This window comes from Chryseobacterium sp. C39-AII1, from assembly GCF_039672645.1.
Lineage (GTDB): Bacteria > Bacteroidota > Bacteroidia > Flavobacteriales > Weeksellaceae > Chryseobacterium.
Map to the genome: position 1 here is coordinate 1 of NZ_JBDFPQ010000010.1, position 23,147 is coordinate 23,147.

The following is a 23,147-nucleotide window of genomic DNA, read 5'->3' on the forward strand; positions in this document are numbered from 1 at the left end:
ATAGAATTCGGAGGCAATACAAAAGCAAGTTGGTTGTACTCATTATATACATAGTAGGTATCCACCTGCTCATTACCATTGAATTTTCTCATCAATATAAGCTGCCCTTTTGCATTTTTGAACTGTATTGTCTTGTTTCCATCTTCATCAGTCACTGTACTTTTAGACAGCCTTTCCGCAGGATAGGTTCCGGACTTGGTAAGTACACTTTTGGTAGCGCCGTTTTCCCATGAAGTAGATACGGTGAATTTATCAACCTCTCCTGCTACATTGGCCTCATAACCAAAATTTACAGGCTTGGAAGCCCATTGGGTTCCTACGTTAATCTGCTGCAATACTTTACTCAAAGGGGAACTTTCCAGCACGTTTTCAGAATAGATCTTTTCAGAGCCATAGGTAGCAGATGCATTGCTTAGTGGAGAGGTATATAAAAGTCCGTTTTGAGTTCCCGTCTGAGGAACCGGAAGATAATTTTTAACCTGTCTTCCCAAATGATCATATTCCACATGCCCTACAATATCTTTTCCTGTAGGAGATCCTTTGATGTCGATCACCTGAATCGGTTTTCCCCAGCTGTCAAAATATTGTACGCTTTCTGTTTTCCTGCTACAATCATCATTGAGACAGGTGGAGTTATAGATATAATTTTCAGTACCTGTAAGCTCTGTTTGTGCCGAAATGGTGGCCATAACCAGGATACTGAATATGCTTAGAAATTTTTTCATGATTGTTGTTTTTATGGCTTGTAGTTGTATTGATATTCTCTGGTTTTCTTCGGTACTTCCGTTCCGTTGTTATCAATATCTATTCGCTTGGAGGTTTTTAGTCTTCCTGCATCATCGTATTCATAAATCTCTCTCATGCCTGAAGGTGAAGTTACGCTGGTAAGGCCGACGATAGGATCATAGGTATACGTTGTGATCTGATAATTGGCCAATGCCGGATTGTTTCTAAAATTATCCAGCGTCTGAATCAAAGCAGGTTCTACATTGCCTGAAGTATTCGTATTATCTGCGTCTGAACCCGTAACAATACCCTGAGTATAGGCAGATACCTGCGCATAGGTAGCGCCTTCTACTTTAGCAATGACCTGGGTATTGTTATATCCATAGATTAATGTTACCGGAAATCCTGTAATATCTGTATACTGAAGCAGATTTCCTTTATTATCATACAGATCCATCTTCATGTTTTCTTTTGTGCTTCCCTGGAGGTTCACAGATTCTACCGAGGTAGGCATCAAAGAAGGGGCTGCATATTTGGTAATCGCTTTAGAAAGGGTAATTCCGTTTTGTTTTTCTTCAACAATCACAGGGCTGCTGGTCATATAAGCTGCTTCAAGGTGACCATACCCTGAAAGATTGACCGGATAAGTCATAAATCTTTCTACGACATCACCATCTACGGTGGTTTTGGTATACACCGGTTTAAACGCATTTCCTTCAATCTGAGTTTCAGAAGAATTTTCAAGCTTTTTTCCGTCTTTATAATATACAGTACTTTTATTAAGAGTCTTCTTTACATAAGCAGGTTTAGAAGAGAAATTTCCACCAGAGGCATTTACAGTATATTCGTCCGTGGAATAATAATCCAGTTCAAATTCACTTTCCTCACTTGATAAAAGATTATTCTGCTCGTCATAGACTTCTCTTTTAAAAGGAAGCCCCTGCTTGGTTATTCTATAGTAAGGCCAAAAATAAATAGGCTCTAACTGAGTTCCTCCGGTTTGATATTTAGGGTAGTCGTTCGCTGTTTTGAATCTATTCTTAATATATCCTTTTCCTGTTTCTGAAACTTTTACGCTGTTATAAATAATATAAGAAGAGTTGCTGTATTTACCAGCATCTGCTTCATTATAGAATTCGTAACCACTGGTACTGTTTACCTTATCAAACGAATCATATTCATAATTAATGATGCGCTCTGCATTGGTATCCGAATTATTTTTATAGAACTGGGTATTTTTTATTCTGTAACCTGTTGCGGGCATAGCATTTCTGAAAGGTCCCGGTCGAAGAGTGGCTCCCAGTATATTGATGGTTCCAATACCATTCATTCCTCCTATGGAAGTAAACTCTACCGTATAATCACCCGGTTTATTGGAAAAGTTAAACTCCTGTAAATAGTTTCCATTTACCGTTAAATTAGCAATAAGAATTTCATTACCTTTTTTTAATTTCATTGTAAGACGCCTAGGTGGAGTAGCATTTACAAAATTAAGATCAGGAAGCCCGGGAAGATCAGGAAAATCATCATCATCTTTTGGTGGAAGTTGGAGGTCTATTTTAAGTTCCCCCCTAAAATATTGCTTTTTATTGGCGTCACCAGGAATGGTAAAGTTATAAGACATACTTTGTGAAGAGTTTACGCTAAAGGAAGAAACATTACTGCTGATTTGAAAATCCGGGTTATAGCTATATTCTTCTAGCCCCTGCAAATAAGTTGGATCATTATGATTAAAGAATTTTTCATTGGCTTCATAGGTATACTCAGTAACGCCTCCGGTAGGAGAGATGATTCTTTTCAGCATTTGGGAATCAGAATACACAAATGAAGTTTGTTCTACTTTTTGTCCGTTTTTATCATTCTTTCGAATATAATTCAAAAGCCTTTTCCTTTCAGAAGCTTTGAACGGTAAGCTGGCGATACTATAATTGAGATCATAAGAGTAAACTGTTTTACCTGCGGGATTCTTCATTATAATTTTCTCCAAGCTATAAGGATCATTTACTGTTTCCTTTAATGCATCATTGTAAACATACTCCAGTAACACCTTACCATTAGGTGTGCTCACTGACTTAAGCTTACAGTATTGATACATAATATATGCATTTGATATCTCATTTTTCTTTTCATACTCTAGTGAAACTACTTCTGTATTTAAAGGATTTAGAATCTTGGTTAGAAAATAGGCAGATTTAAATCTATAGGTCGCTCCGTCAGAATAGCCACATGTAGTTCTACTGTAATCAAACTCATTGAAAATGTACTTATAGCCATTGTCTATAGTAATAGAAAAACTTTCGGCCCTGAATGTATTGGTGTCAGTATTATCTCTTATGTATTCTATTTTTGAATGATCCGGGGTAAGGTTAATCAATGAAAATGTGTTATTGATAACATCTCTTTTTATCCTAAACTTTCCCGAAGCACCGGGAAAATTATAGTAATAAATATCATTATATTCATTACTAGAGTCACTAAAATAGCATTCATCCACTTTGTCCACAATCTTTTTGTAAATAACGCCTGTACCAAAGAACGACCATCCGGCTCCTACATCACTGGCAGTTTCAGACTCTATTAAATTATTTAAATTATAGCTTAAGCTTAAAGGATATCCTATACCCTTATCGGCTAATGGCACATTGAATAATGGGATATTAATCTCAGGAAGACCACTCGCCAATGATACCGGAATATCAGAATATGTTGACATGGAGGACATAGAAGGTGATGCAATAGGAGAAGTTACCATTCCTCCGTTTCCTATTCCCAACTGGGAATAATAATGATTGGCAGATATCAGTAATACCGCCCACATTAATAGGTGTTTTTTCATAGTTATGTTTTTATTTCTTAATCAATTTCGCATTCGCGGTTTTATTTTCATCCGTTTTTATCGTCACCAGATAAGCTCCTTGAATCAAAGGCTGCGTATTAATTTTGGTTACTTTATTTTTAGTTTTTAGACTTTGAAGTTGTCTTCCAGACATGTCATAAAGATTAATTTCAGCGTCTTTAAAATCAAAACCGATTTCTACATACGCGTAATCTGATACCGGATTCGGATAAATTTTAACATTCTGTTTTTCAATCAGCTGATCGATTTGCTTATCGCCCAGTTTCACGATTTTCCAGTTCTCTTTTCCTAGTTCTTCAGCGCTTGTTCCTGCCAAAATAATCGAACCATCTCGGTTCAGTTTTATATCAGAAAGTCTTTCTTCACGTTTTCTGGATTCGCCTTTTACGTGCTTTCTCCATTGCTCATCTCCATCCTGATTCAAATATAGCATCCAGAACGTCTCATCATCAGCCTCAATTCTGCCTTCAGCCTGAGTGTAACCACCCAGCAAAAAGCCTTTAGACTTGTCATCTGAAGAATTAATGACGCTCATTCCCATAATTACATCTCTGTTTTTGAAGTTGTAAGATTTTTGCCAAACTTCTTCACCTCTTTCGTTCAACGAAATCAGCCAGATATCCGTTCCTTCTTCCAACCCCACGGTTTTATTTCCTGATCTTTCAGAACGGCTCTCACCTCCGATTAGATAACCATTTGATGTTAAAGAAAGTGTTCTTAAATGATCATCACCTTTGCCTCCAAAATTCTTTTCCCATTCAACTTTTCCATCTTTGTTAAGTTTGACAATCCAATAATCGCCTTCGCCAAAGTTTTCAGTTTGCTTTGGGGTTGCAGATAATAGGTTATTGGTTGTAGTTTTTCCGCTGCGCGAATAGATTCCTAACAAGGCTCCGCCGTCTTTCGTAGGAATCATTTTTTCAATTTCATCCAAACCTTTCCCTCCAAGTATAATTTGAGATGCTATGCCTCCGTTTTTGTCTAATTTGATGATTAAAGCATCTTTAGAGCCGTAACCTTTTGCTGAGTTTTGAACATTCGCAGCCACCATAAATCCAAGATCCGTGGTCTGAATAACCGCTCTGGATTCTTCATCAGAAGCAGAACCAATAGTTTTCTGCCATAATTCATCTCCGAATTCATTCAAGCGAATCAGCCAAATATCAGATCCGCCTTTAGCATCATCCTTTTTATCCAATCCCTTTGAGGAATAAGAGGCTCCTGCTAACAAAAAACCGCCCTCCTGAGTGGCAACCGTTGCCGATAAAAAATCATGATTGTTTCCCGAAAAATACTTTTCCCAGACTTCTTCGCCTTGTTGGTTAAGCTTTACCAAATGAAAATCGTAGCCGTTGTTTGAAGTAGCAGATGATAGTTTGGAGGTGGCAGCTTGAATACTACTCCCTGAAATTAAGTATTGTCCATCAATAGTCGTAGTGACTTGGCTTATAAAATCCTGTGTCGAGGATTTGATGTCTTTCTGCCAGACAACATTCTGAGCAGAGGTACTAAGGAATGCGCACAAGAAAAGTGCACCCGCGTAGATCTTTTTCATACTCGTGTTTATTTAAGTTTTATTGTTACTAATTCTTTAAGGTTGCAAAAGTAATCCTTTCATTTTACAACGAAAAGATTTATTAAAGGAAGTTAACACTGAAATTAATAACCTTCTGCAAAAATAATGTGGGGTAACGAAAGAACTTGACGTGATTGTAAAAATATAGAAAGGTTTTACAAAACGGTAGTATTATGAGATTTTTTAAATACTTAGATTTTCAAATCTTGATTTTTGAAATAGTTTCTCAAAATCTCATATCATTAAACAAAGTTTCATAAATTTACAGAGTATGAGTTTAATATAACAGAATATGAAAATAGGATATGCCCGAGTTTCAACCAAAGACCAAAATTTAGATTTGCAGATTGAGGCTCTTGAAAAAGCAGGCTGTGAAAAAATTTATCAGGAAAAAATTTCCGGTGCAACAAAAAATCGTCCCGAACTTGATAGGATGATTGAACAGTTTAGGGAAGGTGATGAACTTTATGTCTGGAGACTTGACCGATTAGGTAGAAGTTTAAAAAACATTATTGATCTTGTCTTAAGTTTGAGTGATAAAGGAATTATAATAAAAGGTCTTGTGGATGGAGTAGATACTTCAACTATTAATGGACGACTATTTTTGAATCTCATGGCTTCCTTGGCTGAATATGAAAGAGAATTAATAAGAGAAAGAACCAATGCAGGTTTACAAGCTGCCAGGGCAAGAGGTAGATTGGGAGGAAGACCAAAGGGATATACAAAAGAAACAATATCTAAATTGTTAATCATGAGGTCTATATATAAAAACCCTACTTTAACTCCGAAAGAAATTTATGAACCACTTGGATTAACCAGGGCTACATTTTATCGGTATGCTAAAATTTTGGATCATCATACAGATGAAGAAATAAAAAAAATGTCAAATAAAAAGCAATAATATAATTTATAAGCATGTTTTGTCTAATATTTTAACTAAAAATATATACTTTTGAAATATGGCATCAAGAAAAGAACGAAGAGAAATAGAAAGAAATTTAAAAAAAATTAAAAAAATAAATTATCCCAAAATACTGTATAAAATAAAATATCAGTGAATAAACACCAAGCAGATTTATTAATTAGAAATATTCCAGATAAAACTGCATTATTTGGTATTCCTATACCTAAAGAATATAAGGATTTAAGAAAATCGGGACTAACTTACAATACAGATAATTTGGATAGAGAGTTATCATGGTATACTCATGAAATTCTTGATAATTCAGGGTTTTGTTTGCAATACTAATTTTCTATTTTTCTCGGAACTTTTTTATCTAAATAAGTTTAAACAGATTCAATTTAAATATATTACTTAGCCTTAAAATAAAGTAGTTAATTTAAGAAGAACAGTTTGAAATTTTAAAAGAAATAAAACTAGGGTCCAAGATTTCGTTTTGCCGAAAATTTGTACAATTGAAAAAAAAACTGTCTCTATGGAAGAGACAGTTACAAATTAAATACACACAGACCAAATAATTTATTAAATGTATATGGTCTTAGCTTTTTTCACACAGCATTTTATTTAGTTCCCTAACTTGAATATTAAAATTTGTGTTGCATAATCAAATAGTGTCATTCCATTCCCAGAGCAATTCCCTGACTGACCACGACCCATTTTAATTGTCCAAGTATTTGATGTTGTTCCGTCAAACAAAGTTGCAAAAGTAATTGTACCACCATGGTTGGATGCACCACCCTCAATATGAGATGCCGTACTATGAATACGTCTTCCATGTAAACCCGGAAAATCCATGAAATATGAACTAAGTGTACAATTGGCAGCATTATGAGTTCCTTCATATACAAAAGTAATTTGATAAACCCCATTAGGAAAAGTAACAGTACTTGTCGCTTCATTAAAAGTTAATCCAGGAATATTATTTCTTCCGATTGATAAAGGAATATTCTGTGATCCGCCAATTCCCTGATTTGCTAGAAAATTCGATTGTGGTGATCTAAGGACTAATACCGTCGGAGAAGGAATAGCTAGACTATTAAGGCTTCCTAAAGTTTTTACAACACCGTTGGCGTCAGCTGTTAAAATATTATCGCTTGTATTTCCAGTAACTAATCCTTCAAATTGTACTGGATCTGCAGAAGCCTTAACATGCAATTTCTTTTCAGGATTAATAGTACCTATTCCAACGTTTCCCGTTGAAGTTACAGCGAAATCATTCGATTGCTGTGTAACCGAAGGAACCCCTGTAATATTATTGTCTTTTCCTCCATCAACATGAAATGTTGCTTTGGGATTAGAAGTATTAATACCGACCTGCGCGGAAATTATAGCGCTACAAAATAAACCTGTTAATAAGGCATAATAATTTTTTTTCATAATTTTTTGTATGTTTTTAAATGAATTTAGCTTTATATACTTTTAAGCATATGTATTTTCTTGAAGATATTTATTAAGTGAAAAATGTTGTATATTTTTTTACAAGTAAGAACCTAATAAAGATGGAGAAACAAATATTTAGGTATGAATATTCGTGTAAGTACTTGGTAAAGTTGATATTTTTTTTTCATAAAAGTGTTTTTCATAAGTATGCAAATTAGATACCAAAAGGTAAAAGTATTTAAAATTAATCTATTTGTACAATTATTGATTTTGACTTTGCCTTGTAAATAAAGCCTAATTTTTTTGTGAACTAAATGAAAATATCTAAACATAATTAAGGTGAGAGTTGCAATTTATGAAAATGTATGATCTTTTTTCTTCACGGAATTTAGTAAGTACATGAATTTAAACTTCTATATCTGAGACATTAAAATATTCTGTTAACCTTTCTTTTTTAGATCTATTAACAGTCTCCGCAGCCCGCAGCTGGTAGATTAAACTAAATTTTCCCATGAATTAATAAAAACATTTCTGAATTCACCTGATCATGTATTATCAGAATTTAGCGTGAAGTGAACAGAATTTAGGATAAAGGTTGTCGCAGTATTTTTAGTTCAACCCACCTGTCCATTAGTCACTGTACTTCCTACTAATAGAAGCCTTATTCCAATACTTGATCTAATCATTATTTCTTTATTTGTTTCAGATGTTTATAAATGGTAACTAATTACTTACTATAATTACAATGAGAATGATGAATAATCCATTAGGTCAGATTAAAAGTCGAAGTTCAAAAACTCGATAAAATTTTTAAAGCTTACTTAAAATGAGGTGAGGTAATAAATTTTTTGTAATTTAAAAGTATAAATCTCACATTATTAATTATTAAACTCAAAAAGTTTTGGTTTTGGTTCTACATTATTATCTTTTAAACTAAGATAACTTTTATCTTTTTATACTCGAAAAATAAAGAGTATAAGAATTGTATTCTCACAAAGTAAGCAATCCCAATTTCGATTTTCTATTTATTGTTAAGGCTTGTAAAGTGTTTCAAATTCGAAACGAAGTCATTTGTAGAATTTATTAACAATAATTAATATTTATTGGGAATTTTTTTTTGTATTCAATTTTTGTTATATTTGCTTAATAAAAGCAATTAATTTTATTAAAAATTAAGGTTTAATAAAATTGATTGTCATCTTTTCAAATCACGAATTAAAATGTTGTTGATAATTGGAGGCTGATCTATTTTAGATTTTCGATAAGATGTATTTAAACTTAAAAATAGCCTTGTCATGAAAGTATTGAATCACCATCCTTTTAAAGCTGCTGGGTAATTTACCCTTTTCACAATTGGTTTTTATTATTTGAACTATTATAAGCTTTGCTTTGGCAAAGAAGACTGTTATAGCTATGCGCTAATTTCTCTGACCAAAATTATATAACTTAATAAAGATATTAATATGAAACTGAAAAATGTTTACTTACTTACTTGCTTTCTCGGAAGTACTTTTTTACTACACGCTCAAGTAGGGATAAATACGCCCAATCCTCAAGGTGCTTTTACTATTGATGCAGGAAAAGATAATCCTACCAGTGGGGCTCCATCTGTTGCTCAGGCTGCAAATGATATTACCGTTAGTGCCGCAGGTAATATGGGCGTAGGATTAACGGTTCCTACTAATAAATTGCATGTATTGGGTACAGATCCTATTCGTGCAGAAGGTATTCAGGCCGGCAACCCAAATACAGATCGACCGATGGTTGTAGATGGTAATGGGGTATTGAAATCAATTAATACATTGAGCGTTCTGGGGATTCCAAACCCAGCAATCTTTAGATTAGAAACAGGAATTACTAATTTTTTAAATGGTGTCGCGGCTGGTGGTAATCAAATTGTTCCAATGTCTGTGGTGAAAAATACAATTAGTGGTTTAACCTATAATCCTTCCACCAGTGTGATGAGTATTCCTCCAGGAAATTATCAGATGGTATTTGTATATGAAGCTACACATTCTAATACGGGATGTACATTAAGTTCTTACATAGTCGATTTCCCTACAGGATCTGGTACTACAACTCAAAGAATTCATAATACTGCCGCACATAATGAAGGCGGTGGATCTAATCATGGTGGAACGATAACCTATACTACTCAAATAACAGCGACAAGAAATTGGACAATTCAATTGGGTAGAGGGCAGTCTGGAAACTGTTCTGGAACAGGAATGAATTTAGCACCTTTATCTACGCATCTTTTGGTCTTCAGAATTGGAGATTTATAATAATCAAACTATTAAAAAATAAATCAAGGTAAAAAGTTCCCTTTACCGTTTCAAAATATTAAGGCACAAAAATTCTAATAACACAAATATTTGACTATTCCAAAAATAGGTTTACAAGTTTTTAATTAAAATATTAATCCGGAAGATATTGATTTTTCGGATTTTTTGTGGATCATTTCCGGGGTTTTCATCTTCAGACTAAGATGTGGTCTTTTGTTGTTGTAAATATAAATACTTTCTTTCACCATTTGTTTTAGATCCTGAATGTTTTTGCATTTATAAATTAAAAATTCCTGCTTCAATATTCCATTTATTCTTTCTGCCAAAGCATTTTGATAACAATCATAGCCATCTGTCATTGAGGGTGTTATTTTGTTTTCAACAAGTACTTTCTGATACACTTGGGAATAATATTGCAATCCTCTGTCTGATTGATGAATAAGCGGAAGATGAGTTGTTCTGTTTCTGACGGCCATTTTCAGAGCTTTTACTACATTTTCACCATTCATATTTTCACTCAGCTCGTAACCCATTATTTTTCTGCTTTAAGCATCCGTTACCAAAGATAAATAACAGACATTCGACTTGGTTTTTACATAAGTGATATCACTTACAAATACCTGTTCTTTTCTTTTGAGACAAGCCGTTTTCAAAAGGTTGGGATATTTTCTGAGTCAGTGTTTGGAGAAAGTAGTTCTTGTATATCTTTTCTTAGGTTAAAATAAGCAGGTTTTCTCTTCGTAAATAATTGAACAGCGCATCTCTGCCTATTTTTATCTTTTCCAGCCTGAATTTATTTTTAAGCAAATAATAAAGTTTTCTTGTTCCTATTCCGGGCTGTTCAAAGCGAATCTCCTCAATGAATTGTTTTACTTTCTCCAATTCTTTTTCCCGAACACATAATCTTTGGCGCTGCTGGTAAACGGCTTGTCTGCTTATCCCAAACAATCTGCAGATTTTGGATAAACTCAATCCTTTTTCCTGGAGTTCTCAGACTGTTTGGGCGTAAACTTTTTTCCAATCTGCGTGCCGTACTGCTGTCGGAGATATCAATCATCATATTAAGAACTTTGGTTTTCAGTTTCTCATCAGCTAATTCTTTCTCTTATCTTTTAATCTTTTCGGCGGGTGTTTCTTTGGATTGTAACATGGTATGAATGGTGGGTTACTCCAATCTAAATTACCATATTTTCTGAGCCAAACCAAAACGGTGCTTCTCCCTTGGATACCGTAATGTTTTTGCGCCTGTTTGTAAGTGAATTCGCCCTTTTCGACACGACTCAAAACACCTAATTTAAAAGCCATTGTGTAATCTTGTTGTGTACGCTTTTCTACTGTCTTTTCTCGACTTTCCATAATAAGTCTATTTGGTGTAAACTTATTGTAGGACGGAACAGCAAACTAGCACAAAAAAGACCGCCCTTTTGAGACAGCCTCTGACCTAAACTTAATACATTTGTCATAAAATATTAAGTTTGATAAAATTTTTATTTTACAAATTATATTTTGCCTAAATTGTTTTATAAATTTTATTTAAACAAAAATAATAATCATAAAATAATAATCATAAAATAATAATCATAAAATAATAATCATAAAATAATAATCATAAAATAATAATCATAAAATAATAATCATAAAATAATAATCATAAAATAATAAAGATAGCCTATATGACACCAAATTATAAAAAAATTTATTACGATATTTTTAAAGAAAAGTATCCTGAACAACTAGATGATCCACAAATATTATATCTTCTCGATAATATCAACACAATCGAGGATGTTCTTAAAGTCAATGCACTGATCTCTGAATCTTCAAGAGAAAGCGAAAAAAATAATCAAAGACTAAAAAATTACGATAAAGCAACGGTATTGAAACTATTGCAATATCAGAAAAAACACAATTTATCAACAAATTTTATGTCAAAAAAACATAAAATGAGCAGGACAACTATTATGAAATGGTGGAAAATATTTGGTGAAGAGATTTTATAGGTAAATGAAGTCGTTTCAACCCAAAAACATTGCAGAGATCAAAAGAAACATAATTTATCTAATATGGTCATGGCCAAAAACATGAGAGTCGTACAACAATTAAAAAGTGTCGTAAAAAATTTAATTTTGACACTGGATAAGAGATATCTTAATTTAATAGTAGCTTTAAGTTTAAAATCTGATAATGATATTTTCGTGGTATTTGCGGAAAAAGAAATATAGTAAGAAAATACATTTCCAGTATACTAAGAAAAATTATAATGCTTTATATACTTAATACAGATTTATAATTTAGTGCTGATATTTTCAAACACTAAGTATCTTATACAAAAAGAAGCTGTCTTAAAAAAAGACAGCCATATAACATAAATACTTAATACATTGACATGAAATATTAAGTACGATAAAGATAACAATTTTTTCAAAAAAAATTGATAATTTATCCCAAAAATAAATTTATTTAATTTCAAATGCTATTTCTAAAATACACTAGTCATATGATTTTGAATCTGGGAGACTGTAAATAATAGTAAATTTCCAAAAGTTTAGATGATCCTATTTGAACAAAATTAAGAAAAAACAGAGAATTAGATTTGTCGTGAACACGGACCTGGCATCAATCAACCTACATTTTATAAAAGGAAGAGCAAATTTTGAGGTTGGATATAAAGCAACTTACAAAAGTGAGGAACTTGAGAAGAAGTTTTCATAGTACAAAAGTCGTAGCTGAACTTATGTTAGAAAGGTGTGATTTCAAAAAGTTTTAACTCTTTCCGAGTGATAGGAACTAGTTAATCCTTGCAGATTGAATATGGAATCCTCTTATAACCGAAGAATACCTAGAGCAATTATTTTACGACATAAATCATATGGCAAAATAAAATTAGAATTTACAGTGATACTTTTAGAATGTTTAGGTATGTCAGGTTTCAAAAATTAAAAGGGTCTATTGTTTTATCTCACAAAACGATATTATGGAAAGTATAACACCACAAGAAGTAATGCATTTTACTGCACTATTTTATCACAATTGGACTCAGAATGATTTTGAGTTAGCTTTTAAAAATTCCCGTCTTGGATGGGACTACCACTGGAATAAGCTACAAGGTAAAATTCAAGATAATGCAAATCCAACACAAGCAATTGTTTCTATAGTACTTAATATGGACGATGAGCATCAAAAAATGCTTTTAGACTATATTTTAAATGAGAAATATGTAAAAGAAATTGCGGAACATAAAGATTGGCAGATTGAATTATCAAGACTTATTGAAAACAGAAAATAATCTCAAGAAACGATATATTAGCTCAGCAATAGCAAAGCAATTATAATATGGACTCATGAAGAATAGAAAAAATTTTATTAAGTGTGCTTACAGTGACATAATTGTATTTAATGGAAATTAATTTTTACAATCATCTTAAATATACGACCAATAAATTGAACGAAATATTATTTTGGTCATTCGTAAAAGGTTTAGTAATTTCAGCAAGTATTGATATCCGAGACCAATATTTTTCAAAACTCTAGATATTTTTATATTTTGAAAATGATGATCAAAGTTTTTCAGACGGTTAAAAGTATATATATTAAATAAAATTTATTATGAAAAAAATTCTTCTATTTTCACTATTTATATTCTTAACCAATTGCGGAACATGTGACCACTGTGATGATTCTCCGGTACAATATGAATATACAATAAAAAATATATCTGGGGTAAAAATTGAAATCATTCCTCATAAAATAAATTCATCCGGGATTGATGAAATTCTTCTATCTAAAAGAATCACAATTGAAGATTCTAAAAGCTACACTGAAAAATACTCTGACGGTGCTCCTTATGACGGTTATAGCTATCGTGATTTATTAAAAAATCCCAGTAGGATTGATATAATTTTTAATGATTCAAAAAAAATAATTTATGAAGAGTGTGCATATAATGGTTCTTGCAGCGATCCAAGAAACATTTTTAATTATGATTATAATAACGAAACTACTGAAACCTACACTATAACTATAGACGACTATCAAAATGCAATTGATTGTAATGGAAATTGTTTTTGAGAATCTGTTTAAGACTTATTCAATAAATGTAAACAACCTCTTAAATAGCCAACTACACCTTTTTTCCAGGATTCAGAATCTCTTCAGTATTATGAAATATCACATAAGTGCAAACAAATAATCTCAAAAAACGATAATGTTTTTAATGTAGAACAACACAATGAATGACAATGATATCAAGCGTCTTTCAAGGCTTGCAGCAATCATCACACAACTTCAAACAACGAGACTTGTAACAGCAACAAGTCTCGCTGAAAGGTTTAGCGTAAGTATAAGAACAATATACCGCGATGTCAGAGCGTTAGAACAGGCTGGAGTTCCAATTTTAACTGAAGATGGCAAAGGTTATTATATGATGGAAGGCTATAGAATACCACCTCTAATGTTCACAGAAAAACAAGCGAATGCGTTAATTCTTGCTGAACAATTAGTTTTAAAAAATAAAGATCAATCTTTTGTCAAAGACTATTGTGATGCAATCGACAAAATCAAAGCAATATTAAGAGAGTCCGGGAAAGATAAGGTTAATTTATTAGGGCAGCGGACACGCTTTGATCAAAATGTTAACAGAGAGCGGAATAGTAGTAATATCTCAGAATTACAATATGCATTAACAAATTTTTTGTTAATCAGTATTGACTATATAAACAAAGATGATTTAGCATCAAATCGTATCGTAGAGCCGTTTGCTTTAATCAGTACCACCGAAAACTGGCTCCTCATTGCTTGGTGCCGTTTAAGAAAAGAATTTAGGTATTTTCGTTTAGACAGAATATCAAAAATGGAAGTTATGACAGAGAAATTTGAACCACACAAGATGACTTTACAGGAATATTTTGATAAATTTTATTAACTTTTTGCACCCCTGACATAAGGCTGTCACAAGTGCATTTTACCTTTGTTGCTCACAATTAAAAATAGTAAAATGCAAAAAACATCATTCGATCCTTGGACTTGGGGAAAAAACACAAATTCAGTACAAGCAGTAGAAGTTAAACAGTCAGAAGGAACTTTATATTGTTCGGGACAAGCAGCAATTAATTCGGAAGGTATTCCTAGTTCTGAAGACATGAGAAGTCAATTAGTACAGACCATTGCCAATTTGGAGCAACTTGTTAGTGAGTCAGGTTATGAGTGTAAGAATATTGTTAGATTAAATGTTTTTACAACCAACACTAATGATTTTTTTAATACCTGTATGGACATTTATGTACCGTTTTTGATGAAGCACGGTATACAGCAGGCGACAACATTACTTGAAGTAAAAGGTCTTTTTGCAACTTTGACTGTTGAGCTTGAAGCAACTGTTGTTAAGTAATTAATTTGAGTTCGTTGTAAGTGTAGCTAAAAAATAGCAAACCGTCATCTATCTTATTAGGTTGGATGACGGTTTTTCTTATGTTATAAAATATGGTTTTTCTATCAAATCAGAAAACTATTGGGATATCAATAAAACACATTTAAGTAATAAAAATAATTATTCTTCTAATGGTAGTGAGCATACTGAAAACAGCATATTAAGGTTTCTATATTTTTGTTGACAAAACACGTAAATACACTTTAATTTGAGTTTGCATCATAAGCAAATATCTTCTAAAATAATTCTAGCCTCATTAAATATCAATTATTTAAACTTTTTGAAAAGATTATTAAAATGTTTCACATAAGATAATTGCATAGTAACCGTTGTTAAGTTCAAGTCATTTGTATTAAGGGGATACAAAGACTTGTTCTCAACCATGACTACCATTGAAACTCCCCAGTTTCGTTTATAATAATTTGCAGCAAATCTAGCATAAGCGGTGGGATATATCTCTGTCTTAAATTTCTTAATGTTTTCTATGGTATTTCCCAAATTTGCACCTCCTTTTGCCATAACTGAAATCATCCACTGATTATTGATAACTAACGAATATGCATATCCTGCATTCAAGCCTAATTGAACATTTTCAAAATGATTGGAAAGGATTACGTCTTTGTTATTTTTCATCCCTTTGGTTTGATAATAAAATGCACCCCCACCTAAGAGCCAACTACCTGCAGACTTATATTGAATTTCATTCAAATCAAAAGCGGCCTTACTAGAAAACTGTTCGCTATTAATAATGTACGTTCCTTCCCCACCAATTTGTATTACTGCCATTTGTGGAAAAAATTCATCAACATGTCCGATTTTTTTTTCTGTGTAAAATCCCCGATATTTCTGAATGAACAAGTCTAAAATAATTTTGCGTCCGTAATTATGCAACTGAAAATCTACAATTTTTGACTTTCCATAAGTTCGCTTATTTTTTAATGGAATAAAACCATATCCGGCATTGATAGAAAAAACTGTATTCTTAAGAGCAATACCTATTCCTGTGCTGAGAGGATAATTAGGTGTATAAGTATTAGTTCCATCACTAACTTGTAGAAAACTTGTAGAAAAATTTCCCGTAAGCCTAAATTTTTGCGGATAAGTTCCTACAAAGGTACTGTCACGAAGTTGAGCTTTAACACATATAGGAAACAAAAAATAAATGATCAGTAAAGTGGTTTTAGTACTTAGTTTTCCTATTTTAACTTTCATATAAAAATTGTTTTTCAACCCGAATCTCCATTATTACGCACCAAGCCACTTTATAAATTTTGTTTTCTTCTCTTTACTGACAACGATATCTTTATCATAGCTTTTATATAAATTGATTCTAAGTTTCCTCGGGAAATATTCAGATACATCCTGAATTGCTTTTCTATTAACAAGATACTGTCTGTTTACTCTGAAAAAAGCGTTTCCCAATTTTGATTCAAGCTCCTCAAGACTTTCATTCACAATAAATGTCCTAGATGAAAAGTGATGAAGATAACACAAATCGTTCTCAACACAAAAGAATGCTATCTTATCTACAGTGAAGGGTAGCAGTCTGTCGCGGTACCGAACCAGCAAAGTTTTTACGGCATTGTTGTTTATGGCAGAAATTGTTGCAAGTGCTGATTCATAGCGCTCCGCGAGATCTCTAGTTATTGCTTTTTGAATATATTCATATTTATTAAGTGCCTGAGATAATGATTCCGTACTGAATGGTTTCAGTATATATTCTATACCGTTTGCTCTAAAAGCTTCGAGTGCATAAATATCAAAAGCGGTACAAAATATAACTGGTACAATTAAGTTTACAGACTTGGCTATTTCAAAACTTAACCCATCCCCAAGCTGGATATCACTGAAAATAAGATCTGGCGCCTCATTGTTATTTAGATAAAGAATAGCTTCTTTTACTGATGTCAAAATCGCAGTGATTTCAATGTTAGGACGCAATTCTCTAAGTACGCCTGCTAAATCTTCTGCGACGAGCAATTCATCTTCAATAATTATAATCTTCATTTTTAATAATTTTCATGGCTACAGAAAAATTAATACCGTCATTTTTTATGATAATCTCCTCACCACACCATAACAGATATCTTTCTGCCAAGTTACCAAGCCCACTATTAACAGATGCTTCACCAGCATTTCTTTGATTAATCAGATTTGACACTGTAATTAAATCCCCATCTTGAAAAATATTAATCCTTAATGGACTTTCAACAGTAAAAACATTATGTTTTATGGCATTCTCTAAAAGTGGTTGTATTGAAAAGGAAGGCACAAGGTCATTCAACGATTTCCGGTCAACAATTGTTATATTCCATTCCAATGCATTTCCAAACCGAATCTTTTGCATTTCCAAATAGTTTTTACAGAATCTCAGTTCCTCTTTCAATGTTGTATCTTGTTGGTCATTATGAGTTACCGCTGACCTTAAAAAGTCAGATAATTGTAAAAGATAATGCTCTCCCAATTCTCTATCTTTTTTATATAATGCTTTAAGTGTATTCAAAGAATTAAACAAAAAATGAGGATGAATTTGTTGTTTTAAAAGAAGATTTTCTGCCTGCGAAGAACGTAATTCCAACTGAGAAAACTCCAATTCATTCAGTACTTTATTGTGTCGGTAGATGATAAAGTCGTGAAGTAAAAGAACTATAGTTGTCAGTAACGTTGCAATTGCAACAAAAGCTGTCATCAACTTTAGATTATGCATCCTGCTGGGAAGACCAGCCATCTTTGCAAATATTGGCCAAAGTATAAGATATATTACTATACCAGAAAAATAGCTTAAACTGTATCTTAATAATTTAAATCTGAATTTATCCAGTGGAAACTTTCTGTAAGAATATTGTAAAATTAACAACAACAAATTACTAACAAGAAATATGTATAAACTGGTCTTAATCGCTATTATAATAATCTCAGAGACAATCTCTTCGAATAAAAACAGCATTAAAATAATAAAAAGAAATGCCAGAAAAACCAAAAGGGTATTGATTCTTCTTAAGTCTCTTATGCTTTCTGCACTGATAACAATTTTCTTCTTTTTAATCATATTCTAATTTAATAATCTACTACTTCTACTCGTCCATCACAGCCGATTGCCAGATTGAACAACCACTAAACTTCTATATTTAATGGAATTTTATAATGTACAGCAAAAATCAATACAATTAGAAGTTATAGAAGAGTCCGAACTGTACGGAATTATTCTGAAAGTTTGGGTTGAAAAATGCTGCAGATTTCTTGCTTAGATCTGTAAAAGATTGAAAATATCTTGCATTGATACCAAAACCGCTTTTAAAAACATATCCTATACCTCCCACTGCACCAGCGTCAATTTTTTTCGCAAAATCATCATCGCCTACACTTAATGCTTTTACATCCTCATCTACAAGAATTCCTACTTGCGGTCCTGCCTCGAAAAACAGTCCTACAGGCATTTTATATCTAAGCAAAATAGGAACTGCGAAATAGGACAGCTTAATCTTCTTATCGCTGGATAAGCTACCTTTTAATGTAGCTCCTTGCTGTGAATACAAAAACTCTTCTTCTATTGAAAATTTATCACTGATCCTAAATCCTAAAATTACACCAGCTTGAAAGCCTGTCAATCCTTCTGTGTTAAAACTAGCATTGGTAAAATCACTGTAATTTACTCCTGCTTTCACTCCAAAATGAAGGCGGTTCACGATATCTCCCATAAAACTTTGGCTGAAACAATTTGCTGAAATGAAAACAATCACTGCAATTGATAGATTTTTAAAAATTTTCATAATTCTAAATTTCTTGTACTTATTTTATGGCTCAAAAATATAAGATTGTAATTGTAAAAAAATGAAAAATAAAACCGAAACGGACATAACCAAAGGTGAAACGGATATATAAAAAGCTACTACTTAAAATACCTAAAAATCCTTTGTCTCTATTCTCTTTGGTTCACTATAAATTGTGTTTGATATTATATGGCAAAAAAATATTTTATAATAGTTCTATCTAAAAAAGTCTTGCAAGATTGCTCACATTTTGCTAGTTAATAAAAATCTCCAAAGCTTAACTTTGGAGATTTTTATTTTGCATTTATCTATTACTCTCAACAGCATTGGCTGCGGTTGGATGATCAATAATAAATTTCCAAGTTCCATCTTCCTGTTTACGAACTACCTCGACGTCATGACCTGAGATTTCAACATCATTATTATTTTCATCCTTTGCAGTAGCTATCCAGCTCCCTCTTAAGATTGCAATTTTATTTTGCGAATCAGGGAAAGATGCTAAATAAGTAAATTTAAAATTGGTAACATCTAAAAAAGGAGTCAAGGCTTTTTTAATCTCTTCAAGACCATTTACCTGCTCACCTGAATCTAGGATAAAAGTGGCATCTTCCTCATATAGTGCTAACATTGCATCCATATCTTTTGTTTGGATTGCTTTTTCCATTAAAAGATCGCAATCTTCTGGTTTTAGTGCTTTCATAATTGATTTTTATTTATTGTTATTGATTATACCCAATATGATAGGTATGCTAAAATTTTGGATAATCATACTGATGAAGAAATTAAAAAAATGGCAATTAAAAAGTGACAAACCCTTGAAATTAAAACTGTATTTTAGATTTTTGAACTAATAATTAGGTTGAAAAAAACTAAAAAAAATCACAAAATCATAAAGTTATGGAAGCATTATATCAGGGAAGAATTGAAAATATTGATTTACCATTTAAACATCAATTTACAAAACAAAAAATTTGGATAAGAATAATTAATAAAGGAAAATTCTTAATTGCAAATGATAAAGACTTTACCAATATCATTCTACAATTTGAAGTTGTTGATGCAGATATCAGTTTTGAAACTAAAAAGTATGTAGGAAAAGCGAGAAATATTGACAAAACTGACTATTCAATCATTAAAATTGATACCAGTAGTAAGGAGGTACAAATTTCTCTTTATAAAAGTGGATATCCCAATGACCCAATTATAATTAAAAACGTTAAATTATGATAATATTTATACTATGCATAGTAATAATCATTGTCCTTTTTGCATATCAAAAAGCATCTGATAAAGTAATAGCTAATGAAATTGATTCTAAAAAATATAAATCTCGTATTAAAGACTTAGAAAACCTACAAAATGATAAAATAAAACAGAAGTATGACTTAGTATTAACAACTATTCAAAATTTAAATAAATATTCTTCATTAAAGTTTTCTTCGCATATTAATAAACCTAACCTTTTACAAGGTAAATTGATGCTTGAAACCAAAAGGTATGATTGCCTTTTTTCTATTTTTCAAAATTACATCAATTTGCAAATATCAAATAAATCAGATCAGGTAGAAAATGATTTTTTAGACAAAGACTATCATTTCTATTATACAAATGACGATCCTACATCTGAAAAATTATTACGAGATATAATAATATTTTTAGAAATCAGAAATAATGTAAATATAGATTTACGGCAAATAAATAAAGATATATAAATGAAGAATAAAGTAAGGTTAGACGAACTTATTACTGATTAATTGATTTTTTATGCCTGATGGTATTAAAATTTACTCACAAATATTTAAATCTCAAAAAACCATCTGTTTATAAGGATCTGACAAAAGCTCCGGAAGAAATTTATAAGCCGCTAGGATTGACTAGGGGCGACATTTTACCGATATGCTAAAATATTAGATAATCACACAAATGAGGAAATAAAAAAAATGGCAGTAAAAAAATAATTACATACGCAAATAGATAGCGTACTAAAAATTTAATTTTGGATATTGTGTAATATAAAACTAAAAAAAAATGGAAAATAATTTTGAAAAAATGCAGAGGATTATTGGAGATAATGCAAAATGGGATATTTAATGATCTAAGAATTAAAAAATTCCCGAAACCTTTCTTTTTCGGGAATTTTAATGTATTACAATAAGTAAACTATTCTATAGTTCTTTCTAAACTTTCAAACATAACGTTAGTTAGAAGCTTTTAAAAACTTACCTAAGATATTAGTGATTAAATGACGAAAACAGATAGAATCATTCTAAAATTTAACAAGAACTTTACCAAATGGTCTTTCTTCAATAAGAAAACGTTGGGCTTCAGAAATGTCTTCAGCATTAAAAACTTTTGCGATTATTGGTATTAATTTTTTTTCTTCAAACAATGGCATCAATTCATTCCAGACTTCTTTTTGTGCTTCCATATCAAACCATCCGTTAAGGCTTTGTCCGCGCATCTGCAAACCTTTCCAAACGAAATCTGTAATGTTTGCAGTAAATGTAGTACCTGCCGAATAGCCGATGGTGACGAGCATTCCATTGCGGGAAAGCGCACTAATGGCGTCGCCGGTAAGATTTCCGCCGACACTGTCTATGACGATATCAACACCTTTACCTTCTGTTAAACGAAGAACTCCTTCTCTGATACTTTCTTTTGAAAGGTCGATAATATTCTTAAATCCTAAGGAGATTGCTTTCTCTACTTTTTCTGATGATCCTGCAGTGCTGATGACTTGCGATGCACCTAACATTTCAGCCAGCTGAACGGTCGCATTACCTACACCACCGCCAATGGCTAATGACAGAACACTTTTTCCTGGCTTAAATTCTGCTTTGTTCAGGCAAGCTTGCGCAGAAAAGAAACTGACAGGAAAGGCAGCTGCTTCTTCATCAGAAATATTGTCCCCAATTGCAATAAGCTCACTTGGATTTACAGTAATGTATTCTGACCAGATCCCATCTACATTGATCCCACGAATTTGCCCATCTGTTGTGAAGCACGATATCATTACTCTCGTACCTTCGGGAAATTCTGCATTACCCTTTGCCACAACTCCAACTCCTTCATTTCCAAGAATTCCGGAAGATCTTCTTCCCTTCATTTTTCCGCTTCTGATTGTATTGTCCACTGCGTTAACTGCGGCAATTTTAACCTTAACGAGTATCTGAGTGTCGCCTAGAGCAGGCATAGGTTTCTCTACAATTTTTAAAACATCGTAGTTACCCGGAACTTTAAATTCAATTACTTTCATTTTAATATTTAGTTTATTGTTTAATGAGCTAGAAATAAATTGATGTAGCCGGCAATGAGTTCGGGGTGTTGATGTTGCAAGCCGTGCCCTGAATCGTTGATGATAATATGTTGCATAGACGGTGCATTCCTCAAAAGTGGAAACCAGTTTTCTACAGCGAAACTAATGTCATGATCTGAGGAAATAACCAAAACAGGGATGTCCAGTGTTTTGTATTGCCCCCGAAAATCGTGTTCATCTTTTTTCATCATCGCAGAACCTTCGAAATAATGCTGAAATTTGTCAGGTGTAGAAGGAATTTTGCTGCGATCCAGACGTTTAGAAATTCTTTCACTGGACGCTTTCGCCGCTGCTCTACTCAATTCAGAAGTCGGTTCGAAGAAAATAACGGTTTCATCGTCCAAATCATTTTCTGGTTTTAAAGCTCTTTCGAAGAAAGTAGGATCAAACGAAACTTCGTTGATTCCCGGAGGATTGGTTCCAATCAATATTGTTTTTTGAACTGCAGCTTTATTTAAAAATAAGGCCGCCTGCGCCACGAGACCTCCATAAGACCAGCCGGCAACAGAAAATTGAGTGTACCCCAAATGTTTCATCAATTGAATTCCAACGGCTGCCATCTCTGTAATGTCGGATGAGAATTCACCTTCCGAATCTCCAAGTCCCGGATAATCAAAAAGAATTATAGTATGCTCAAAAGATAAAGAATCTAAAAACAGAGGATCCCAAGTATCTAAAATTCCCCGGAATCTGTTGTAAAAAAGTATAGGTGAACCCTGTCCGAAAGATCTGTATGCAATGTTTCGGTTATTAATGACTGCCAATTGATTTTCAGAATTTGAAAATGATGAATTCATAGTATTACGTATTTATTGATTTAATCAAATGTAGCTCATCAGATGATCACGTTA

At 32.5% G+C, this 23,147-nt stretch carries 21 protein-coding genes and 1 pseudogene; 10 read left to right on the plus strand and 12 right to left on the minus strand.

What is annotated here, in order from left to right:
• The 3 genes from ABEG63_RS14765 to ABEG63_RS14775 all read right to left on the minus strand — a co-directional run.
• The coding region (locus ABEG63_RS14765) for a DUF6443 domain-containing protein (RefSeq protein ID WP_346585817.1) at positions 1-725 on the minus strand (725 nt) is incomplete at its 3' end.
• Positions 726-736: 11 nt separating this feature from the next.
• Positions 737-3,562, minus strand: coding sequence for a hypothetical protein (locus tag ABEG63_RS14770; protein WP_346585819.1), 2,826 nt, complete (start codon positions 3,560-3,562; stop codon positions 737-739).
• 10 nt (positions 3,563-3,572) lie between these two features.
• Positions 3,573-5,138, minus strand: coding sequence for a T9SS type A sorting domain-containing protein (locus ABEG63_RS14775; RefSeq protein ID WP_346585821.1), 1,566 nt, complete (start codon positions 5,136-5,138; stop codon positions 3,573-3,575).
• Positions 5,139-5,451: 313 nt separating this feature from the next.
• Here ABEG63_RS14775 and ABEG63_RS14780 point away from each other — a divergent pair, with 313 nt between their 5' ends.
• Both ABEG63_RS14780 and ABEG63_RS14785 read left to right on the plus strand, forming a co-directional pair.
• Positions 5,452-6,060, plus strand: coding sequence for a recombinase family protein (locus ABEG63_RS14780; RefSeq protein WP_346585823.1), 609 nt, complete (start codon positions 5,452-5,454; stop codon positions 6,058-6,060).
• Between the two features lie 153 nt (positions 6,061-6,213).
• Complete coding sequence (locus ABEG63_RS14785; RefSeq protein ID WP_346585825.1) at positions 6,214-6,408, plus strand: hypothetical protein; 195 nt, start codon at positions 6,214-6,216, stop codon at positions 6,406-6,408.
• A gap of 276 nt (positions 6,409-6,684) precedes the next feature.
• On the opposite strand, the gene ABEG63_RS14790 is transcribed toward ABEG63_RS14785, so the two are convergent.
• A complete protein-coding gene (locus ABEG63_RS14790; protein ID WP_346585827.1) occupies positions 6,685-7,497 on the minus strand; it encodes a hypothetical protein in 813 nt (270 codons plus the stop codon).
• A 1,466-nt stretch (positions 7,498-8,963) separates the two neighbouring features.
• Between ABEG63_RS14790 and ABEG63_RS14795 the strand changes: the two genes are divergently transcribed.
• Positions 8,964-9,785 (plus strand): hypothetical protein, encoded by an 822-nt coding sequence (locus tag ABEG63_RS14795; protein WP_346585829.1) that lies wholly within the window; start codon positions 8,964-8,966, stop codon positions 9,783-9,785.
• A gap of 125 nt (positions 9,786-9,910) precedes the next feature.
• On the opposite strand, the pseudogene ABEG63_RS14800 reads toward ABEG63_RS14795, so the two are convergent.
• Positions 9,911-11,141: pseudogene (locus ABEG63_RS14800) on the minus strand (IS3 family transposase).
• Between the two features lie 317 nt (positions 11,142-11,458).
• Here ABEG63_RS14800 and ABEG63_RS14805 point away from each other — a divergent pair.
• The 5 genes from ABEG63_RS14805 (at position 11,459) to ABEG63_RS14825 (ending at position 15,171) form a co-directional block, all read left to right on the plus strand.
• Entirely contained in the window at positions 11,459-11,785 is a 327-nt protein-coding gene (locus ABEG63_RS14805; RefSeq protein WP_346585831.1) for a helix-turn-helix domain-containing protein, read from the plus strand.
• A gap of 974 nt (positions 11,786-12,759) precedes the next feature.
• Positions 12,760-13,071 (plus strand): hypothetical protein, encoded by a 312-nt coding sequence (locus ABEG63_RS14810; RefSeq protein WP_346585833.1) that lies wholly within the window; start codon positions 12,760-12,762, stop codon positions 13,069-13,071.
• A 320-nt stretch (positions 13,072-13,391) separates the two neighbouring features.
• Positions 13,392-13,853: a hypothetical protein gene (locus ABEG63_RS14815; protein ID WP_346585835.1), complete on the plus strand. Its 462-nt coding sequence runs from the start codon at positions 13,392-13,394 to the stop codon at positions 13,851-13,853.
• 160 nt (positions 13,854-14,013) lie between these two features.
• Positions 14,014-14,706, plus strand: coding sequence for a YafY family protein (locus ABEG63_RS14820; RefSeq protein WP_346585837.1), 693 nt, complete (start codon positions 14,014-14,016; stop codon positions 14,704-14,706).
• Between the two features lie 72 nt (positions 14,707-14,778).
• Positions 14,779-15,171, plus strand: coding sequence for a RidA family protein (locus tag ABEG63_RS14825; RefSeq protein ID WP_346585839.1), 393 nt, complete (start codon positions 14,779-14,781; stop codon positions 15,169-15,171).
• Between the two features lie 306 nt (positions 15,172-15,477).
• Here the strand turns inward: ABEG63_RS14825 and ABEG63_RS14830 are convergent, their stop codons facing one another.
• The 5 genes from ABEG63_RS14830 to ABEG63_RS14850 all read right to left on the minus strand — a co-directional run bounded on the left by ABEG63_RS14830 (position 15,478) and on the right by ABEG63_RS14850 (position 19,680).
• Positions 15,478-16,422: a DUF4421 family protein gene (locus tag ABEG63_RS14830; protein ID WP_346585841.1), complete on the minus strand. Its 945-nt coding sequence runs from the start codon at positions 16,420-16,422 to the stop codon at positions 15,478-15,480.
• Between the two features lie 33 nt (positions 16,423-16,455).
• Positions 16,456-17,217 (minus strand): LytTR family DNA-binding domain-containing protein, encoded by a 762-nt coding sequence (locus ABEG63_RS14835; protein ID WP_346585842.1) that lies wholly within the window; start codon positions 17,215-17,217, stop codon positions 16,456-16,458.
• The gene (locus tag ABEG63_RS14840) at positions 17,198-18,259 is read right to left on the minus strand and encodes a histidine kinase (RefSeq protein ID WP_346585844.1); all 1,062 of its coding nucleotides are present in this window, start codon (positions 18,257-18,259) and stop codon (positions 17,198-17,200) included. The genes ABEG63_RS14835 and ABEG63_RS14840 overlap by 20 nt, the downstream gene beginning before the upstream one ends.
• Positions 18,260-18,377: 118 nt before the next feature.
• The gene (locus tag ABEG63_RS14845; RefSeq protein ID WP_346585846.1) at positions 18,378-18,980 is read right to left on the minus strand and encodes a porin family protein; all 603 of its coding nucleotides are present in this window, start codon (positions 18,978-18,980) and stop codon (positions 18,378-18,380) included.
• 304 nt (positions 18,981-19,284) lie between these two features.
• Complete coding sequence (locus ABEG63_RS14850; RefSeq protein WP_346585848.1) at positions 19,285-19,680, minus strand: SgcJ/EcaC family oxidoreductase; 396 nt, start codon at positions 19,678-19,680, stop codon at positions 19,285-19,287.
• Positions 19,681-19,877: 197 nt separating this feature from the next.
• Here ABEG63_RS14850 and ABEG63_RS14855 point away from each other — a divergent pair, with 197 nt between their 5' ends.
• The gene (locus tag ABEG63_RS14855; protein WP_346585850.1) at positions 19,878-20,207 is read left to right on the plus strand and encodes a hypothetical protein; all 330 of its coding nucleotides are present in this window, start codon (positions 19,878-19,880) and stop codon (positions 20,205-20,207) included.
• A complete protein-coding gene (locus ABEG63_RS14860) occupies positions 20,204-20,692 on the plus strand; it encodes a hypothetical protein (RefSeq protein ID WP_346585852.1) in 489 nt (162 codons plus the stop codon). Before ABEG63_RS14855 ends, ABEG63_RS14860 begins: the two co-directional genes overlap by 4 nt.
• Positions 20,693-21,246: 554 nt before the next feature.
• Here the strand turns inward: ABEG63_RS14860 and ABEG63_RS14865 are convergent.
• Positions 21,247-22,236, minus strand: a complete 990-nt coding sequence (locus ABEG63_RS14865) for a zinc-binding alcohol dehydrogenase family protein (protein WP_346585854.1) — start codon at positions 22,234-22,236, stop codon at positions 21,247-21,249.
• 20 nt (positions 22,237-22,256) lie between these two features.
• Positions 22,257-23,093 (minus strand): alpha/beta hydrolase, encoded by an 837-nt coding sequence (locus tag ABEG63_RS14870; RefSeq protein ID WP_346585856.1) that lies wholly within the window; start codon positions 23,091-23,093, stop codon positions 22,257-22,259.
• Between the last annotated feature and the right edge of the window lie 54 nt (positions 23,094-23,147).

Excerpts from the sequence above, each read along its gene's own strand:
- ABEG63_RS14805 (WP_346585831.1), top strand. The coding sequence starts at position 11,459 with ATGACACCAAATTATAAAAAAATTTATTACGATATTTTTAAAGAAAAG.
- ABEG63_RS14810 (WP_346585833.1), top strand. The coding sequence starts at position 12,760 with ATGGAAAGTATAACACCACAAGAAGTAATGCATTTTACTGCACTATTT.
- ABEG63_RS14770 (WP_346585819.1), bottom strand. The coding sequence starts at position 3,562 with ATGAAAAAACACCTATTAATGTGGGCGGTATTACTGATATCTGCCAAT.
- ABEG63_RS14870 (WP_346585856.1), bottom strand. The coding sequence starts at position 23,093 with ATGAATTCATCATTTTCAAATTCTGAAAATCAATTGGCAGTCATTAAT.
- ABEG63_RS14795 (WP_346585829.1), top strand. The coding sequence starts at position 8,964 with ATGAAACTGAAAAATGTTTACTTACTTACTTGCTTTCTCGGAAGTACT.
- ABEG63_RS14815 (WP_346585835.1), top strand. The coding sequence starts at position 13,392 with ATGAAAAAAATTCTTCTATTTTCACTATTTATATTCTTAACCAATTGC.
- ABEG63_RS14840 (WP_346585844.1), bottom strand. The coding sequence starts at position 18,259 with ATGATTAAAAAGAAGAAAATTGTTATCAGTGCAGAAAGCATAAGAGAC.
- ABEG63_RS14850 (WP_346585848.1), bottom strand. The coding sequence starts at position 19,680 with ATGAAAGCACTAAAACCAGAAGATTGCGATCTTTTAATGGAAAAAGCA.
- ABEG63_RS14775 (WP_346585821.1), bottom strand. The coding sequence starts at position 5,138 with ATGAAAAAGATCTACGCGGGTGCACTTTTCTTGTGCGCATTCCTTAGT.
- ABEG63_RS14865 (WP_346585854.1), bottom strand. The coding sequence starts at position 22,236 with ATGAAAGTAATTGAATTTAAAGTTCCGGGTAACTACGATGTTTTAAAA.
- ABEG63_RS14825 (WP_346585839.1), top strand. The coding sequence starts at position 14,779 with ATGCAAAAAACATCATTCGATCCTTGGACTTGGGGAAAAAACACAAAT.
- ABEG63_RS14790 (WP_346585827.1), bottom strand. The coding sequence starts at position 7,497 with ATGAAAAAAAATTATTATGCCTTATTAACAGGTTTATTTTGTAGCGCT.
- ABEG63_RS14830 (WP_346585841.1), bottom strand. The coding sequence starts at position 16,422 with ATGAAAGTTAAAATAGGAAAACTAAGTACTAAAACCACTTTACTGATC.
- ABEG63_RS14855 (WP_346585850.1), top strand. The coding sequence starts at position 19,878 with ATGGAAGCATTATATCAGGGAAGAATTGAAAATATTGATTTACCATTT.
- ABEG63_RS14820 (WP_346585837.1), top strand. The coding sequence starts at position 14,014 with ATGAATGACAATGATATCAAGCGTCTTTCAAGGCTTGCAGCAATCATC.
- ABEG63_RS14845 (WP_346585846.1), bottom strand. The coding sequence starts at position 18,980 with ATGAAAATTTTTAAAAATCTATCAATTGCAGTGATTGTTTTCATTTCA.
- ABEG63_RS14860 (WP_346585852.1), top strand. The coding sequence starts at position 20,204 with ATGATAATATTTATACTATGCATAGTAATAATCATTGTCCTTTTTGCA.
- ABEG63_RS14780 (WP_346585823.1), top strand. The coding sequence starts at position 5,452 with ATGAAAATAGGATATGCCCGAGTTTCAACCAAAGACCAAAATTTAGAT.
- ABEG63_RS14835 (WP_346585842.1), bottom strand. The coding sequence starts at position 17,217 with ATGAAGATTATAATTATTGAAGATGAATTGCTCGTCGCAGAAGATTTA.